This is a genomic window from Sphingomonas sp. Y38-1Y (assembly GCF_032391395.1).
Classification (GTDB): domain Bacteria; phylum Pseudomonadota; class Alphaproteobacteria; order Sphingomonadales; family Sphingomonadaceae; genus Sphingomonas.
Genome location: NZ_CP135916.1, coordinates 911,642 through 923,769, shown reverse-complemented (window position 1 = coordinate 923,769; position 12,128 = coordinate 911,642). Strand labels below are relative to the sequence as shown.

Below are 12,128 nucleotides of genomic sequence, written 5' to 3'. Positions count from 1 at the left end.
GGCCGGGAGGCGGTCTGCCTCGAACCAGTCTCCGACGGAGAAGAAGGAAGAACGGTCCCCCGGACCGTTCTTACTTCTTCTTGCCCGCGATCGGCTTCGCCTTACCCTTGCGGGTGCGCGCATTGGTGTGCGTGCGCTGGCCGCGGACCGGCAGGCCCTTGCGGTGACGCAGGCCACGGTAGCAGGCGAGGTCCATCAGGCGCTTGATGTTCATCGCGGTCTCGCGACGAAGATCACCCTCGACGGTGTAGCTGGCGTCGATCGCCTCGCGGATCTGAAGAACCTCCTGGTCGCTCAGGTCCTGCACGCGGCGGTCCGCGGCGATTTCCAGCTTGTCGGTGATTTCCTTGGCCTTGGACGGGCCAATGCCGTGGATATACTGAAGCGCGATGATTACGCGCTTGTTGGTCGGGATGTTGACACCCGCAATACGAGCCATGAACGATTTCTCCCAGCTCCACAGCAGGCGGCATGGCCGCACGCCCGCTATCTCGTCGCGTTGCTCCGAAACGCGCGGCAGCGGCGGTCGCGAAAGCGCGCCGCCGGTCAACCGCGGTGTCGGAAGAGGTGCCAGTTAGGCGGGGCGCTGGCCCCTGTCAAGCGAGTCGCGAACTGTCAAGCGGAACCTTTTCGCTGCTGTGGCGTGCACCTAGCGCCGTTCGGCCGCCGCCTTGAGCCTCGCGACCTGATGCGCGAGCACACCGTCGACCGCCGGCGCGAGAGCCACACCCTTCCCGCGCAGGTTGCCGCCGACGACATAGGTCACCGTCAGCTTCGTGTCCGCGCCCTGCCTGGCCAGCGCAAAGGTCAGCGTGCCGACCGCCGCCTCGGCCTGAAGCGGCCCCAGCGCGCCACTCAGCCGCAACAGCCGCGGACGATCGAGATGGACGATGTGCGCGTGCTCTACGCTGCCCCGCTCCCCCGGCAGCCGCTCGCATAAGCAGCCATGCGCGTCGAGGTCCAGCGACAGGTTGGTCGCGCGTCCGGAATAGCTGTGCGCCGGATCCCACCAACTGCCGATGTCGCCCATCCGCGTCCACACCGCCTCTGGCGGCGCGTCAATGGTAACGACCTGCTCGCTGACGAACGCGTCAGGCGCGCTCGACCGAACCTCGGCTGCAGCGGGCGCCGCCACGAGCAATCCCAGAACGACTGACCAGCGCACGTCATCCCCCTTTCACGCGATGTTCGTCGCGGAAGGCGGAGCGGGTCAACCCTCGCCGAGAATACCCTCGATCGCCGCGGTCACGTGCGCGATGTCGGCCATGCCGTCGATGCGGCGTACCAGCCCTTGGGCTTCATAATGCGGTAGGATCGGCGCGGTCTTGGCGCGATATTCGGCCATGCGCGTGCGAACGGTTTCGGCATTGTCGTCCGGCCGCCGCTTGAACTCCGTCGAGCCGCAGACATCGCAGACGCCCTCGACCGCGGGCTGCTTGAATCGGTCGTGATACCCCTCACCGCACTTGGCGCAGGTGTAGCGGCCGGTGATCCGCTCGACGAGTGCATCCTCGTCGACGACCAGCTCGATCACATAGTCGAGCTTGCGCCCGCGCGCGGCCAGCAGCTCGTCCAGCGACGCGGCCTGCGCCGCGGTGCGCGGATAGCCGTCGAAGATCAGGCCCGGCTCGGCGCCGAGCTCGTCCAGCCGCTCGCCGATGATGCCCGACACGATCTCGTCGGAGACGAGCGCGCCCGCTTCCATCACGGCCTTGGCCTGGAGGCCCGTCGGCGTGCCCGCCTTGACGGCGGCGCGCAGCATGTCGCCGGTCGAGAGCTGCACCATGCCGCGATCGGCGACGAGGCGCTGCGCCTGCGTGCCCTTGCCCGCGCCCGGCGGCCCCAGAAGGATGATGTCCACTGATTCCCCCCTTGGAACGACGGTCCGCCTTACTGGCGGACGCGACCGCCCTTCAGCTTGGCCTTCTTGATGAGGTCGCCATACTGGTGTGCCAGCAGGTGCGACTGGATCTGCGTCACCGTGTCCATCGTCACGTTGACGACGATGAGCAGGCTGGTGCCCCCCAGATAGAAGGGGATGCTGAGCGCCGAGACGAGATATTCCGGCAGCAGGCAGATGATCGTCAGATACGCCGCACCGATCACGGTGATGCGCGTCAGCACATAGTCAAAATAATTCTCGGTGTTCTTGCCCGGACGGATGCCGGGGATGAAGCCGCCATAGCGCTTCAGATTGTCCGCGGTCTCCTCGGGATTGAACACCACGGCGGTGTAGAAGAACGAGAAGAAGATGATGCCCGCGGCATAGAGCGCCATATACACCGGGCTGCCATGCTGAAGATACTGGTTGAGCGCGATCATCGCGTCATTCCACCAGGTGCCGTTCGACGCCGACACGTTCTGGCCCGCGAACTGGCTGATCGTCACCGGCATCAGCAGGAGCGACGAGGCGAAGATCGGCGGGATGACGCCCGCGGTGTTGATCTTGAGCGGCAGGTGGCTGCGCTCGGCCTGAACGCCGCGCGCGGTCTGGCGCTTGGGATACTGGATCAGGATGCGGCGCTGCGCGCGCTCCATGAAGCAGATGAAGAGAACGAGGCCCGCGACCGCGGCGATGATACCGAGCAGGCGGACCGGATCAACGGTGCCGGTGCGGCTTCCCTCGAATAGCTGGACCAACGTCGTCGGCAGGTGGGCGACGATGCCCGCCATGATGATGAGGCTGATGCCGTTGCCGATGCCGCGGCTGGTGATCTGCTCACCCAGCCACATCAGGAACATGGTGCCGCCGATCAGGCTGATGACCGCGCCCACGCGGAACAGCATGCCCGGCTCGACCACCGCCTGTGCGCCGGCCGAGGCGCCGAACGCCTCGAGCCCGACGGCGATGAACCAGCCCTGGATCGCGGTCAGCGCGACCGTGCCGTAGCGGGTGTACTGGTTGAGCCGCTTGCGGCCGCTCTCCCCTTCCTTCTTGATCGCGGCGAGCTGCGGCGACAGCGAGGTCGCGAGCTGCACGACGATCGAGGCGGTGATGTACGGCATCACGCCCAGCGCGATGATCGACATGCGCGACAGCGCGCCGCCCGAGAAGGTGTTGAAGAAGTCCATCACGCCGCCCTGCGTCTGCTGCGCGAGCAGGTTGAGCTGCGTGGGATCGATGCCGGGAAGCGGCACATAGCTCAGCATGCGGAACACGATGAGCGCACCCAGCGTGAACCAGAGCCGCTTCTTGAGCTCGGTCGCCTTGCCGAACTTGGACAGGCTGATGCTGGTGGCGAGATTGTCGGCTGCGGATGCCATCTGGATGTCTGTCCCGGGAATCAGTGCGGGCGGAACCTTCGCCCGTCCGGTTCGTGCATATAGGCGGTGGCGCGGCGATGTCTAATGGCGGGCGGGCGATCGACCGCCCTCATCGCATGCGAACCCATATCCGTTCGTGTCGAGCTCGTCGAAGCACGTGCCCGAAACACGCCCTTCGACAAGCTCAGGACGAACGGGCCTCATGGGCATAAGGCAGAAGGGGCGCCCGCCTGGCGGACGCCCCTCCTCGAATCAGCCCTGCTTGGCCTGCTGCTTCTCGGCCTTGGCGGCGAGACGCTCGGTGCGGGCCTTGCCCTTCTTGGCCGCGGCCTTCTCGGCGGCGGGGACGACCTCGATCACGTTGACCGAACCGCCCGCGGCCTCGATCGCCTCACGCGCGCCCTTCGACACGCCGGCGACCGTCAGGTTGAGCTTGGCCGACAGGCTGCCCTTACCGAGCACGCGCACGCCGTCCTTGCCGCCGCGCGTCAGGCCGACCGCGTTCAGCGCGGCCTGGTCGAGCGCCGCACCGGCCTCAAGCTTGCCCTCGTCGATCGCCTTCTGCAGCGCGCCGATGTTGACCTCGGCATAGTCCTTGCCGAACGGGTTGTTGAAGCCGCGCTTCGGCAGCCGCATGTGGAGCGGCATCTGACCGCCTTCGAAACCGTTGATCGCGACGCCCGAGCGCGCCTTGGCGCCCTTCTGGCCGCGGCCGGCAGTCTTGCCCAGGCCCGAGCCGATGCCACGGCCGACGCGGACGCGCTCCTTGCGGGCGCCCTTGTTGTCGCGGATGTCGTTCAGTTTCATGTCTTGCACTCGCTTTCGCTAGGTTCGCGCTAAAATCAGGAAGGGGGCCGTTAGCCCCCTTCCCTCGTCTTGTCATGTCGAAACGAGGATCAGTCCTCGACCGACACCATGTGATGCACCTTCTGGATCATGCCGCGCACCGAGGGGGTGTCCTCGAGCTCGACGGTCCGGTGCATCTTGTTGAGGCCCAGGCCGACCAGCGTCGCGCGCTGATCCTTGGTCCGGCGGATGGGCGAACCCGTCTGCGTCACCTTGATCGTCGCCATGGTCCTTACTCCACCAGCGCCGCGGCGTCGGCCTCGGCGGTCTGCGAACCACCACGGCCGAGCAGGTCGGCGATCTTCTTGCCCCGGCGCTGAGCGACGGCCTTGGGCGAGCTCTGCTCACCCAGCGCCTCGAACGTCGCGCGGATCATGTTGTAGGGATTCGACGTGCCGGTCGACTTGGTCACCACGTCGGCGACGCCCAGGCTCTCGAACACCGCACGCATCGGACCGCCGGCGATGATGCCGGTACCCGACGGCGCCGCGCGGAGATAGACGTTGCCTGCGCCGAAGTGGCCGCGACCGTCATGGTGCAGCGTCCGACCCTCGCGCAGCGGCACGCGGATCATCTTCTTCTTGGCCGAGGCGGTCGCCTTCGAGATCGCCTCAGGCACCTCGCGTGCCTTGCCATGGCCGAAGCCGACCCGGCCCTTGCCGTCGCCCACGACGACCAGCGCCGCGAAGCCGAAGCGCTTGCCGCCCTTCACCGTCTTCGAAACGCGGTTGATGTGGACCAGCTTCTCGATCAGTTCTTCGCCGCCATCGTCGCGGTTGCGGTCGTCACGACGACCACGATTGCCGTCACGGCCGCCACGACCGCGATTGTCGCCGCCGCCCGGGCCGCGCCCGCGACCGCCGCGGCCGCCGCGCGGCGCACCGGTGTTGGTGTCCGGCGCGGTCGTCGCTGCCTCGGCCGGAGCCTCGGTCTGGTTGTTTTCGTCGGCCATCGTCAGAACTCCAATCCGCCTTCACGCGCGGCTTCCGCCAGCGCCTTGACGCGACCATGATAGAGGAAGCCGCCGCGGTCGAAGACGACCTGCGTCACGCCCGCCGCCTTGGCCGCCTCGGCCAGCTTCTTGCCCACGTCCGCCGCCGAAGCGACCGTCGCGCCGATCTGCCCGCCGCCCTTGACCAGGCTTGAGGCCGACGCGAGCGTTTTGCCCTCGGTATCGTCGATCACCTGGGCATAGATATGCCGGCCCGAACGATGCACCGACAGCCGCGGACGGCCGCCCGAACGCGCGCGCAGCGCGGTGCGGTTGCGGCGACGCCGCTTCTCGAAGAGAGAGAGACCCTTGCTCATTACTTCTTCTTCCCTTCCTTGCGGAAGATGAACTCGTCGGCATACTTGATGCCCTTGCCCTTGTAGGGCTCGGGCTTGCGCCAGCGGCGGATTTCCGCGGCGACCTGGCCGACCTTCTGCTTGTCGATGCCGCTGATCTCGACCGTGGTCTGATCCGGCGTCTTGATCTCGATCCCCTCGGGGATGTCGAAATTGACGTCGTGGCTGTAGCCGAGCTGCAGCTTCAGGGTCTTGCCCTGCGCCGCCGCACGATAGCCGACACCGGTGATGAGCAGCTTCTTCGAAAAGCCCTCGGTCACACCGGTCACCAGGTTCTGGACGAGCGTGCGCTGCATGCCCCAGAACGCGCGAGCCCGCTTGGTGTCGTTCGCCGGCTGCACCGAGATGCCGCCCTCGACCGTCTCATACTTGATGTCGTCGGCCAGCGGCATGGTGAGGGTGCCCTTGGGACCCTTCACGCTGAGCTCGCCGCCCGCGATGTTCGCCGTCACGCCCGAAGGAACGCTGACCGGCTTCTTGCCGATACGGCTCATCAGAACACCTCCGCCAGCACTTCGCCGCCGACATTCTGCTCACGCGCTTCGGCGTCGGACAGAACGCCCTTGGGCGTCGAGACGATCGTGATGCCAAGGCCATTGCGGACGCGCGGAAGCTCCTGCGAACCCGAATAGACGCGGCGGCCGGGCTTCGAGACGCGCGCGACGTGCTTGATCGCCGGCTGCCCCTCGAAATACTTCAGCTCGATGCGGATGCCGGCCGCGGGCCCCATCTGCTCTTCGCTGTAGCCACGGATGTAGCCCTCGCGCTGGAGCACGTCGAGCACGCGAGTCCGCAGCTTCGACGCGGGCGTCAGGACACTGTCCTTGCGCGCGCGCTGGCCGTTGCGGATGCGGGTGAGCATGTCACCCAGGGGATCGGTTACTGCCATTGTCTTGATCCCTTACCAGCTCGACTTCACGACGCCGGGGATCAGGCCCTTGTTGGCCAGATCACGCAGCATGACGCGAGCAAGACGGAACTTGCGGTAATAGCCGCGCGGACGGCCGCTCAGCTCGCAACGGTTGCGGATGCGCGTCGGATTGCCGTTGCGCGGCAGCTCCGCCATCTTGAGGCGCGCGATGAGACGCTCGGTCTCATCGAGCGACTCGTCGTTCGCGATCGCCTTCAGCTTCGCATACTTGGGCGCGTACTTCGCGACCATCTTGCGACGCTTCTCGTTCTTGTTGACAGAACTCAGTTTCGCCATGACTTAAGTTCTTCCTTCCTTATGCCGCCTGCTTCGCTTCATCGTCCGCCGCACGCGGGAACGGGAAGCCGAACAGACGGAGGAGCTCGCGAGCCTCTTCATCGGTCTTCGCGGTGGTGGTCACGATCACGTCCATGCCGCGGATCTTCTCGATCCGGTCATAGTTGATCTCGGGGAAAATCAGCTGCTCCTTGATGCCGCAGGCATAGTTGCCGCGACCATCGAAGCTCTTCGGGTTCAGGCCGCGGAAGTCGCGGACGCGCGGCAGCGCGATCGTGACGAAGCGGTCCAGGAACTCGTACATGCGCTCGCGGCGAAGGGTGACCTTCACGCCGATCGGCATGCCCTCACGCAGCTTGAACTGCGCGATCGACTTCTTGGCGCGCGTGACGACCGGCTTCTGACCGGCGATCAGCTCCATCTCCGAAGCGGCCTGGTCGACCTTCTTCTTATCCTGAGTCGCTTCGCCGACGCCCATGTTCAGGACGATCTTGTCGATGCGCGGCACCTGGAGCGCGTTGGTGTAACCGAACTTCTCGGTCATCGCCTTGGCGATGCTGTCGTCATACAGCTTGCGCAGGCGGGGCGTGTAGGTGTCAGCCATTGATGACGTCCCCCGTCTTGGCGGCGACGCGAACCTTCTTGCCGTCGCGGATTTCGAAGCGGACGCGCGTCGGCTTGCCGTCGGCGGTCACGTGCGCGACCTTCGAGACATGCAGCGGCGCTTCCGAGCGCTCGAGCCCGCCCTGCGGGTTCGCCTGGGTCGGCTTGCGGTGACGGACGGCCACGTTGACACCCGACACGACGACCTTGCCATCGCGCGGCATCGACTGGATCACCTCACCGGTGCGGCCCTTGTCCTTGCCGGACAGGACGACGACCTTGTCGCCCTTCTTGATCTTCGCGGCGGCCATTACAGCACCTCCGGCGCAAGGCTGATGATCTTCATGTAGCCACGGCCGCGCAGCTCGCGAACCACCGGGCCAAAGATACGAGTGCCGATCGGCTCCTCGTTCTTGTTGACGAGGACGGCGGCGTTGCCGTCGAAGCGGATGACCGAGCCATCGGCGCGGCGGATATCCTTGCGCGTGCGGACGATGACGGCACGGTGCACGTCACCCTTCTTCACGCGGCCGCGCGGCGCCGCTTCCTTGACGCTGACGACGATGACGTCGCCCACGCCGGCGGTACGACGCTTGGAGCCGCCCAGCACCTTGATGCACTGGACCCGCTTGGCGCCGCTATTGTCGGCGACCTCCAGGTTGGACTGCATTTGGATCATGTGACCCGTTCCTTCTCACTGGGGTGGATACCGACCCAACCCCGCCTTCAACCAACCCCCGGCTCAAGCCGGCGGCAGCATAGACTTACGCGCTGGCTTCGGCCGCGACCTCTTCGGGCGTCGCATGGGTGTTCACCCGCGCCACGACCTTCCAGGTCTTGAGCTTCGAGATCGGCGCGGTCTCTTCGATGCGCACGGTCTCGCCCTCGCGATACTCGTTGCCCTCGTCATGGGCATGATACTTCTTCGAGCGGCGGATGATCTTGCCGTAGAGCGGGTGCTTCACCTTGCGCTCGACGTTCACCACCACCGTCTTGTCGGTTTTGTCCGAGACGATCACCCCGGTCAGCACGCGCTTCGGCATGTCGGTCCCTTCCTTACTTCGCGTCCGAGCGCGAACGCTCGGTCTGCAGCGTCTTGATGCGCGCGATGTCGCGGCGCACTTCGCGCACGCGGCTCGACTTCTCGAGCTGGCTGGTCGCGACCTGGAAGCGGAGGTTGAACGCCTCGCGCTTCAGGTTGCCCAGCTCCTCGCCCAGCTGATCGTCGCTCTTGGCGCGCAGATCGGTTGCCTTGGTCATTGCTTAACCCTCCAGGTGCGACGTGTCGCCGAGGCGGGCCACGACCTTGGTCTTGATCGGCAGCTTCATCGCCGCACGCTCGAACGCTTCCGCCGCGAGCGGGCCGGGCACGCCGTCCAGCTCGAACAGGATGCGGCCGGGCTTGACGCGGGCGGCCCAGAACTCAGGGGCACCCTTGCCCGAGCCCATGCGGACTTCGGCGGGCTTGGACGACACCGGCAGGTCCGGGAAGATCCGGATCCACAGGCGGCCCTGACGCTTGATGTGACGCGTGATCGCGCGGCGGGCCGCCTCGATCTGACGCGCGGTGATCCGCTCGGGCTCCATCGCCTTCAGGCCATAGGCGCCGAAGTTCAGCGTCGCGCCGCCCTTGGCCTCGCCCTTGATCCGGCCCTTGAAGGCCTTGCGGAACTTGGTGCGCTTCGGTTGCAGCATCGGACTTAGTTCCTACGGTCGTCGCGCGCCGGGCGCACGCCCGACGTCTGCGATTCCAGGTTCAGGCGATCGGTGGCCAGCGGGTCGTGACCCAGGATCTCGCCCTTGAAGATCCACACCTTCACGCCGCAGACGCCGTACGCGGTGTGCGCCTCGGCCTCGGCATGGTCGATGTTGGCGCGAAGCGTGTGCAGCGGCACCCGGCCCTCGCGATACCATTCCGACCGCGCGATCTCCGCGCCGCCCAGACGGCCGCCGCAGTTGATGCGGATGCCCTCGGCGCCCAGACGCATCGCCGACTGCACCGCGCGCTTCATGGCGCGGCGGAAGGCGATACGACGCTCGAGCTGGTCGGCGATGCCCTGCGCCACGAGGCGCGCATCGACTTCCGGCTTGCGGATCTCGACGATGTTCAGCGACACGTCCGACGCGGTCATCGAGCCGAGCTTCTTGCGAAGCTTCTCGATGTCGGCGCCCTTCTTGCCGATGATGACACCCGGACGCGCGGCATAGATCGAGATGCGGCACAGCTTGGCCGGACGCTCGATCACGACCTTGCTGATCGCGGCCTGCTTGTGGGTCGACATGATGTACTGGCGGATCTTCAGATCCTCCAGCAGCAGCCGGCCATAGTCAGCGCCCTCGGCGAACCAGCGGCTGTCCCAGGTGCGGTTGATCTGAAGGCGAAGGCCGATCGGATTGCTCTTGTGACCCATGGATCAGGCCTCCTCTTGCACTTCGCGAACCACGATCCGGAGCCGCGAGAACGGCTTCAGGATGCGCGTCGACTTGCCGCGGCCACGCGTGTGGAACCGCTTCATGGTGATCGACTTGCCCACGCTCGCCTCGGTGACGATCAGAGCGTCGACGTCGAGGTTGTGGTTGTTCTCGGCATTGGCGATCGCAGAGGCGAGCACCTTGTACGCGTCAACCGCCATCGCCTTCTTCGAGAAGGTGAGGATGTTGAGCGCGTCGCCGGCCTTCTTGCCGCGGATCAGTTCCGCGACCAGGTTCAGCTTCTGCGCCGAACCCCGGATCTGCGTGCCGACCGACAGCGCCTCGTTATCGGCAACGCGGCGGGGAGCCTTGTCCTTGCTCATCAGCGCTTGCCCTTCTTGTCCGCGGCGTGGCCGGGGAAGAAGCGCGTGGGCGCGAACTCGCCGAGCTTCATGCCGACCATCTCTTCGTTGACCGAAACCGGCACGAACTTGCGACCATTATAGACGTTGAACGTCAGGCCGACGAACTGCGGCAGGATCGTCGAGCGGCGCGACCACGTCTTGATCGGGCCACCGCGACCGCCGGCGTCCTGAGCCGTCTCAGCCTTCTTGAGGAGGCTGAGCTCGACGAACGGACCCTTCCAAACCGAACGAGCCATGGGTTAGCCCTTCTTCTTCGCGTGGCGGCTACGGATGATGAACTTGTCCGTGGCCTTGTTGTGACGGGTGCGCGCACCCTTGGTCGGCTTGCCCCAGGGCGTGACCGGATGACGGCCGCCCGAAGTCCGGCCTTCACCACCGCCGTGCGGGTGGTCGACCGGGTTCTTGGCGACGCCGCGGGTCAGCGGGCGCTTGCCCAGCCAGCGGTTGCGGCCGGCCTTGGCAAGGTTGGTGTTGCCGTTGTCGGGGTTCGACACCGCACCCACCGTCGCCATGCAGTCCGCACGGATGTAGCGCTGCTCGCCCGAGTTCAGGCGAACGATCACCATGCCGCGATCGCGACCGACGACCTGGACGTACGTGCCCGCCGAACGCGCGATCTGACCGCCCTTGCCGGGCTTCATCTCGACGTTGTGGACGATCGTGCCGACCGGCATCTGGCCGAGCTCCATCGCGTTGCCCGGCTTCACGTCGGTCTTCTTGCCCGCGATCACCTTGTCGCCGGGCGACAGGCGCTGCGGCGCGATGATGTACGCGACGTCCGAAGCCTCGGCCGTGCCATACTCGATCAGCGCGATGAACGCCGTGCGGTTGGGATCGTACTCGAGCCGCACCACGGTGCCCTCGACGTCCCACTTGCGACGCTTGAAGTCGATGATGCGATAGCGCTGCTTGTGGCCGCCCGCGATGCCGCGGCTGGTCACATGGCCCTTGTTGTTGCGGCCGCCCGTCTTGCGCTTGCCCTCGGTCAGCGCCTTGACGGGGCCGCCCTTGTGCAGCGCCGAGCGGTCGACCAGGATCAGGCCGCGACGCGCCGGCGACGTCGGATTGTAGTTCTTCAGCGCCATGGTCAGTTGACCCCCTGCGTGACGTCGATCGAATCGCCGTCCTTGAGCGTCACGATCGCCTTCTTGATGTCGGAGCGCTTGTAGGGGAGCCCCTTCCAGCGCTTGGTCTTGCCCTTCTGGACGATCGTGTTCACGCCCGTCACCGACACGTCGAACAGCGCCTCGACCGCCGCCTTAATCTGCGGCTTGGTGGCATCGTTCGCGACCTTGAAGACCACGGCGTTGGCTTCGGAAACCAGCGTCGACTTCTCGGTGATGTGCGGCGCGACGATCACGTCGTAATGACGCGCGTCGATCGCAGCCTTGCCCTTCTTAGCCATTGAAGCGCGCCTCCAGCTTCTCGACGGCAGCGCGGGTCAGGACCAGCGTGTCGTGCTTCAGGATGTCATAGACGTTGGCACCGACCGCCGGCAGGACGTTGACGCCCGACAGGTTGCGGGTCGCCAGCGCGAAACCGGTCTCGACCGCCTCGCCGTCGATCACCAGCGCAGTCTTGCCGAAGCCGAGCTTCGACAGCGTGCCGGTCATCGCCTTGGTCTTGGCGTCGGCGACCTTGAGGTCGTCGAGCACGATCAGCGTGCCCGCCGCCGCATGGCTCGACAGCGCCATCTTCAGGCCGAGCGCGCGAACCTTCTTGTTGAGGCTCGACTCGAACTCGCGCAGGCGGGCGCCGTGCGCCTTACCGCCGCCGATGAAGATCGGCGCCTTGCGATCGCCGTGACGGGCGGTACCGCCGCCCTTCTGGCGACCGAACTTCTTGCCCGTGCGGGCCACCTCGGAACGCTCGCGCGTCGGGCGGGCGGTGCCGCGGCGGTTGTGCAGCTGCCAGGTAACGACCCGGTGCAGGATGTCCGCGCGCGGCTCGATGCCGAACACGGTCTCGTTGAGCTCGATCTCGCCCTTGTCGGCGGCGTCGAGGGTCTGGACCTTGACCTTCAC

General features: G+C 66.2%; 23 protein-coding genes. All 23 read right to left on the bottom strand.

Going from position 1 to position 12,128, the window contains the following annotated elements; translation table 11 throughout:
• Window positions 1–70: 70 nt before the first annotated feature.
• Window positions 71–439 (bottom strand): 30S ribosomal protein S13, encoded by a 369-nt coding sequence (gene rpsM / locus RS883_RS04215; protein WP_315764967.1) that lies wholly within the window; start codon window positions 437–439, stop codon window positions 71–73.
• A gap of 210 nt (window positions 440–649) precedes the next feature.
• Window positions 650–1,165, bottom strand: a complete 516-nt coding sequence (locus RS883_RS04210; protein ID WP_315762997.1) for an SRPBCC family protein — start codon at window positions 1,163–1,165, stop codon at window positions 650–652.
• A gap of 45 nt (window positions 1,166–1,210) precedes the next feature.
• The gene (locus tag RS883_RS04205) at window positions 1,211–1,861 is read right to left on the bottom strand and encodes an adenylate kinase (RefSeq protein ID WP_315762995.1); all 651 of its coding nucleotides are present in this window, start codon (window positions 1,859–1,861) and stop codon (window positions 1,211–1,213) included.
• A 29-nt stretch (window positions 1,862–1,890) separates the two neighbouring features.
• Window positions 1,891–3,264 carry a preprotein translocase subunit SecY gene (gene secY, locus RS883_RS04200; protein ID WP_315762993.1) on the bottom strand — a complete coding sequence of 458 codons (1,374 nt, stop codon included), beginning with the start codon at window positions 3,262–3,264 and terminating at the stop codon, window positions 1,891–1,893.
• Between the two features lie 252 nt (window positions 3,265–3,516).
• Window positions 3,517–4,071, bottom strand: a complete 555-nt coding sequence (rplO, locus tag RS883_RS04195) for a 50S ribosomal protein L15 (protein WP_315762991.1) — start codon at window positions 4,069–4,071, stop codon at window positions 3,517–3,519.
• Between the two features lie 89 nt (window positions 4,072–4,160).
• A complete protein-coding gene (gene rpmD, locus RS883_RS04190; protein WP_315762989.1) occupies window positions 4,161–4,337 on the bottom strand; it encodes a 50S ribosomal protein L30 in 177 nt (58 codons plus the stop codon).
• Window positions 4,338–4,342: 5 nt separating this feature from the next.
• Entirely contained in the window at window positions 4,343–5,062 is a 720-nt protein-coding gene (gene rpsE / locus RS883_RS04185) for a 30S ribosomal protein S5 (protein ID WP_315762987.1), read from the bottom strand.
• A gap of 2 nt (window positions 5,063–5,064) precedes the next feature.
• The gene (gene rplR, locus RS883_RS04180) at window positions 5,065–5,418 is read right to left on the bottom strand and encodes a 50S ribosomal protein L18 (RefSeq protein ID WP_315762985.1); all 354 of its coding nucleotides are present in this window, start codon (window positions 5,416–5,418) and stop codon (window positions 5,065–5,067) included.
• Window positions 5,418–5,951: a 50S ribosomal protein L6 gene (rplF, locus tag RS883_RS04175; protein ID WP_315762983.1), complete on the bottom strand. Its 534-nt coding sequence runs from the start codon at window positions 5,949–5,951 to the stop codon at window positions 5,418–5,420. The genes rplR and rplF overlap by 1 nt, the downstream gene beginning before the upstream one ends.
• Window positions 5,951–6,346 (bottom strand): 30S ribosomal protein S8, encoded by a 396-nt coding sequence (gene rpsH, locus RS883_RS04170; protein ID WP_315762981.1) that lies wholly within the window; start codon window positions 6,344–6,346, stop codon window positions 5,951–5,953. The genes rplF and rpsH overlap by 1 nt, the downstream gene beginning before the upstream one ends.
• Before the next feature lie 12 nt (window positions 6,347–6,358).
• Window positions 6,359–6,664 (bottom strand): 30S ribosomal protein S14, encoded by a 306-nt coding sequence (rpsN, locus tag RS883_RS04165; protein ID WP_315762979.1) that lies wholly within the window; start codon window positions 6,662–6,664, stop codon window positions 6,359–6,361.
• Window positions 6,665–6,683: 19 nt separating this feature from the next.
• Complete coding sequence (rplE, locus tag RS883_RS04160; RefSeq protein ID WP_315762977.1) at window positions 6,684–7,268, bottom strand: 50S ribosomal protein L5; 585 nt, start codon at window positions 7,266–7,268, stop codon at window positions 6,684–6,686.
• Complete coding sequence (rplX, locus tag RS883_RS04155) at window positions 7,261–7,578, bottom strand: 50S ribosomal protein L24 (protein ID WP_315762975.1); 318 nt, start codon at window positions 7,576–7,578, stop codon at window positions 7,261–7,263. Before rplX ends, rplE begins: the two co-directional genes overlap by 8 nt.
• Window positions 7,578–7,946 carry a 50S ribosomal protein L14 gene (gene rplN / locus RS883_RS04150; RefSeq protein ID WP_315762973.1) on the bottom strand — a complete coding sequence of 123 codons (369 nt, stop codon included), beginning with the start codon at window positions 7,944–7,946 and terminating at the stop codon, window positions 7,578–7,580. Before rplN ends, rplX begins: the two co-directional genes overlap by 1 nt.
• Window positions 7,947–8,031: 85 nt before the next feature.
• Entirely contained in the window at window positions 8,032–8,310 is a 279-nt protein-coding gene (gene rpsQ / locus RS883_RS04145; RefSeq protein WP_315762971.1) for a 30S ribosomal protein S17, read from the bottom strand.
• Window positions 8,311–8,323: 13 nt separating this feature from the next.
• The gene (gene rpmC / locus RS883_RS04140; protein ID WP_315762970.1) at window positions 8,324–8,527 is read right to left on the bottom strand and encodes a 50S ribosomal protein L29; all 204 of its coding nucleotides are present in this window, start codon (window positions 8,525–8,527) and stop codon (window positions 8,324–8,326) included.
• Window positions 8,528–8,530: 3 nt separating this feature from the next.
• Window positions 8,531–8,962 (bottom strand): 50S ribosomal protein L16, encoded by a 432-nt coding sequence (gene rplP / locus RS883_RS04135; protein WP_096343773.1) that lies wholly within the window; start codon window positions 8,960–8,962, stop codon window positions 8,531–8,533.
• A 5-nt stretch (window positions 8,963–8,967) separates the two neighbouring features.
• On the bottom strand, window positions 8,968–9,678 hold the full coding sequence (gene rpsC, locus RS883_RS04130; RefSeq protein ID WP_096343772.1) for a 30S ribosomal protein S3: 711 nt from the start codon (window positions 9,676–9,678) through the stop codon (window positions 8,968–8,970).
• Window positions 9,679–9,681: 3 nt separating this feature from the next.
• Window positions 9,682–10,062 (bottom strand): 50S ribosomal protein L22, encoded by a 381-nt coding sequence (gene rplV, locus RS883_RS04125; RefSeq protein WP_315762966.1) that lies wholly within the window; start codon window positions 10,060–10,062, stop codon window positions 9,682–9,684.
• Window positions 10,062–10,340: a 30S ribosomal protein S19 gene (rpsS, locus tag RS883_RS04120; protein ID WP_184024478.1), complete on the bottom strand. Its 279-nt coding sequence runs from the start codon at window positions 10,338–10,340 to the stop codon at window positions 10,062–10,064. Before rpsS ends, rplV begins: the two co-directional genes overlap by 1 nt.
• Before the next feature lie 3 nt (window positions 10,341–10,343).
• A complete protein-coding gene (rplB, locus tag RS883_RS04115) occupies window positions 10,344–11,189 on the bottom strand; it encodes a 50S ribosomal protein L2 (RefSeq protein WP_315762963.1) in 846 nt (281 codons plus the stop codon).
• Window positions 11,190–11,191: 2 nt separating this feature from the next.
• A complete protein-coding gene (locus RS883_RS04110) occupies window positions 11,192–11,509 on the bottom strand; it encodes a 50S ribosomal protein L23 (protein WP_315762961.1) in 318 nt (105 codons plus the stop codon).
• Complete coding sequence (gene rplD, locus RS883_RS04105) at window positions 11,502–12,128, bottom strand: 50S ribosomal protein L4 (RefSeq protein WP_315762959.1); 627 nt, start codon at window positions 12,126–12,128, stop codon at window positions 11,502–11,504. Before rplD ends, RS883_RS04110 begins: the two co-directional genes overlap by 8 nt.

Bases quoted from the DNA above. Each gene is read 5' to 3' on its own strand.
- rpsM (WP_315764967.1), bottom strand. From the start codon at position 439: ATGGCTCGTATTGCGGGTGTCAACATCCCGACCAACAAGCGCGTAATC.
- secY (WP_315762993.1), bottom strand. From the start codon at position 3,264: ATGGCATCCGCAGCCGACAATCTCGCCACCAGCATCAGCCTGTCCAAG.
- rplO (WP_315762991.1), bottom strand. From the start codon at position 4,071: ATGAAACTGAACGACATCCGCGACAACAAGGGCGCCCGCAAGGAGCGC.
- rpmD (WP_315762989.1), bottom strand. From the start codon at position 4,337: ATGGCGACGATCAAGGTGACGCAGACGGGTTCGCCCATCCGCCGGACC.
- rpsE (WP_315762987.1), bottom strand. From the start codon at position 5,062: ATGGCCGACGAAAACAACCAGACCGAGGCTCCGGCCGAGGCAGCGACG.
- rplR (WP_315762985.1), bottom strand. From the start codon at position 5,418: ATGAGCAAGGGTCTCTCTCTCTTCGAGAAGCGGCGTCGCCGCAACCGC.
- rplF (WP_315762983.1), bottom strand. From the start codon at position 5,951: ATGAGCCGTATCGGCAAGAAGCCGGTCAGCGTTCCTTCGGGCGTGACG.
- rpsH (WP_315762981.1), bottom strand. From the start codon at position 6,346: ATGGCAGTAACCGATCCCCTGGGTGACATGCTCACCCGCATCCGCAAC.
- rpsN (WP_315762979.1), bottom strand. From the start codon at position 6,664: ATGGCGAAACTGAGTTCTGTCAACAAGAACGAGAAGCGTCGCAAGATG.
- rplE (WP_315762977.1), bottom strand. From the start codon at position 7,268: ATGGCTGACACCTACACGCCCCGCCTGCGCAAGCTGTATGACGACAGC.
- rplX (WP_315762975.1), bottom strand. From the start codon at position 7,578: ATGGCCGCCGCGAAGATCAAGAAGGGCGACAAGGTCGTCGTCCTGTCC.
- rplN (WP_315762973.1), bottom strand. From the start codon at position 7,946: ATGATCCAAATGCAGTCCAACCTGGAGGTCGCCGACAATAGCGGCGCC.
- rpsQ (WP_315762971.1), bottom strand. From the start codon at position 8,310: ATGCCGAAGCGCGTGCTGACCGGGGTGATCGTCTCGGACAAAACCGAC.
- rpmC (WP_315762970.1), bottom strand. From the start codon at position 8,527: ATGACCAAGGCAACCGATCTGCGCGCCAAGAGCGACGATCAGCTGGGC.
- rplP (WP_096343773.1), bottom strand. From the start codon at position 8,962: ATGCTGCAACCGAAGCGCACCAAGTTCCGCAAGGCCTTCAAGGGCCGG.
- rpsC (WP_096343772.1), bottom strand. From the start codon at position 9,678: ATGGGTCACAAGAGCAATCCGATCGGCCTTCGCCTTCAGATCAACCGC.
- rplV (WP_315762966.1), bottom strand. From the start codon at position 10,062: ATGAGCAAGGACAAGGCTCCCCGCCGCGTTGCCGATAACGAGGCGCTG.
- rpsS (WP_184024478.1), bottom strand. From the start codon at position 10,340: ATGGCTCGTTCGGTTTGGAAGGGTCCGTTCGTCGAGCTCAGCCTCCTC.
- rplB (WP_315762963.1), bottom strand. From the start codon at position 11,189: ATGGCGCTGAAGAACTACAATCCGACGTCGCCGGCGCGTCGCGGCCTG.
- RS883_RS04110 (WP_315762961.1), bottom strand. From the start codon at position 11,509: ATGGCTAAGAAGGGCAAGGCTGCGATCGACGCGCGTCATTACGACGTG.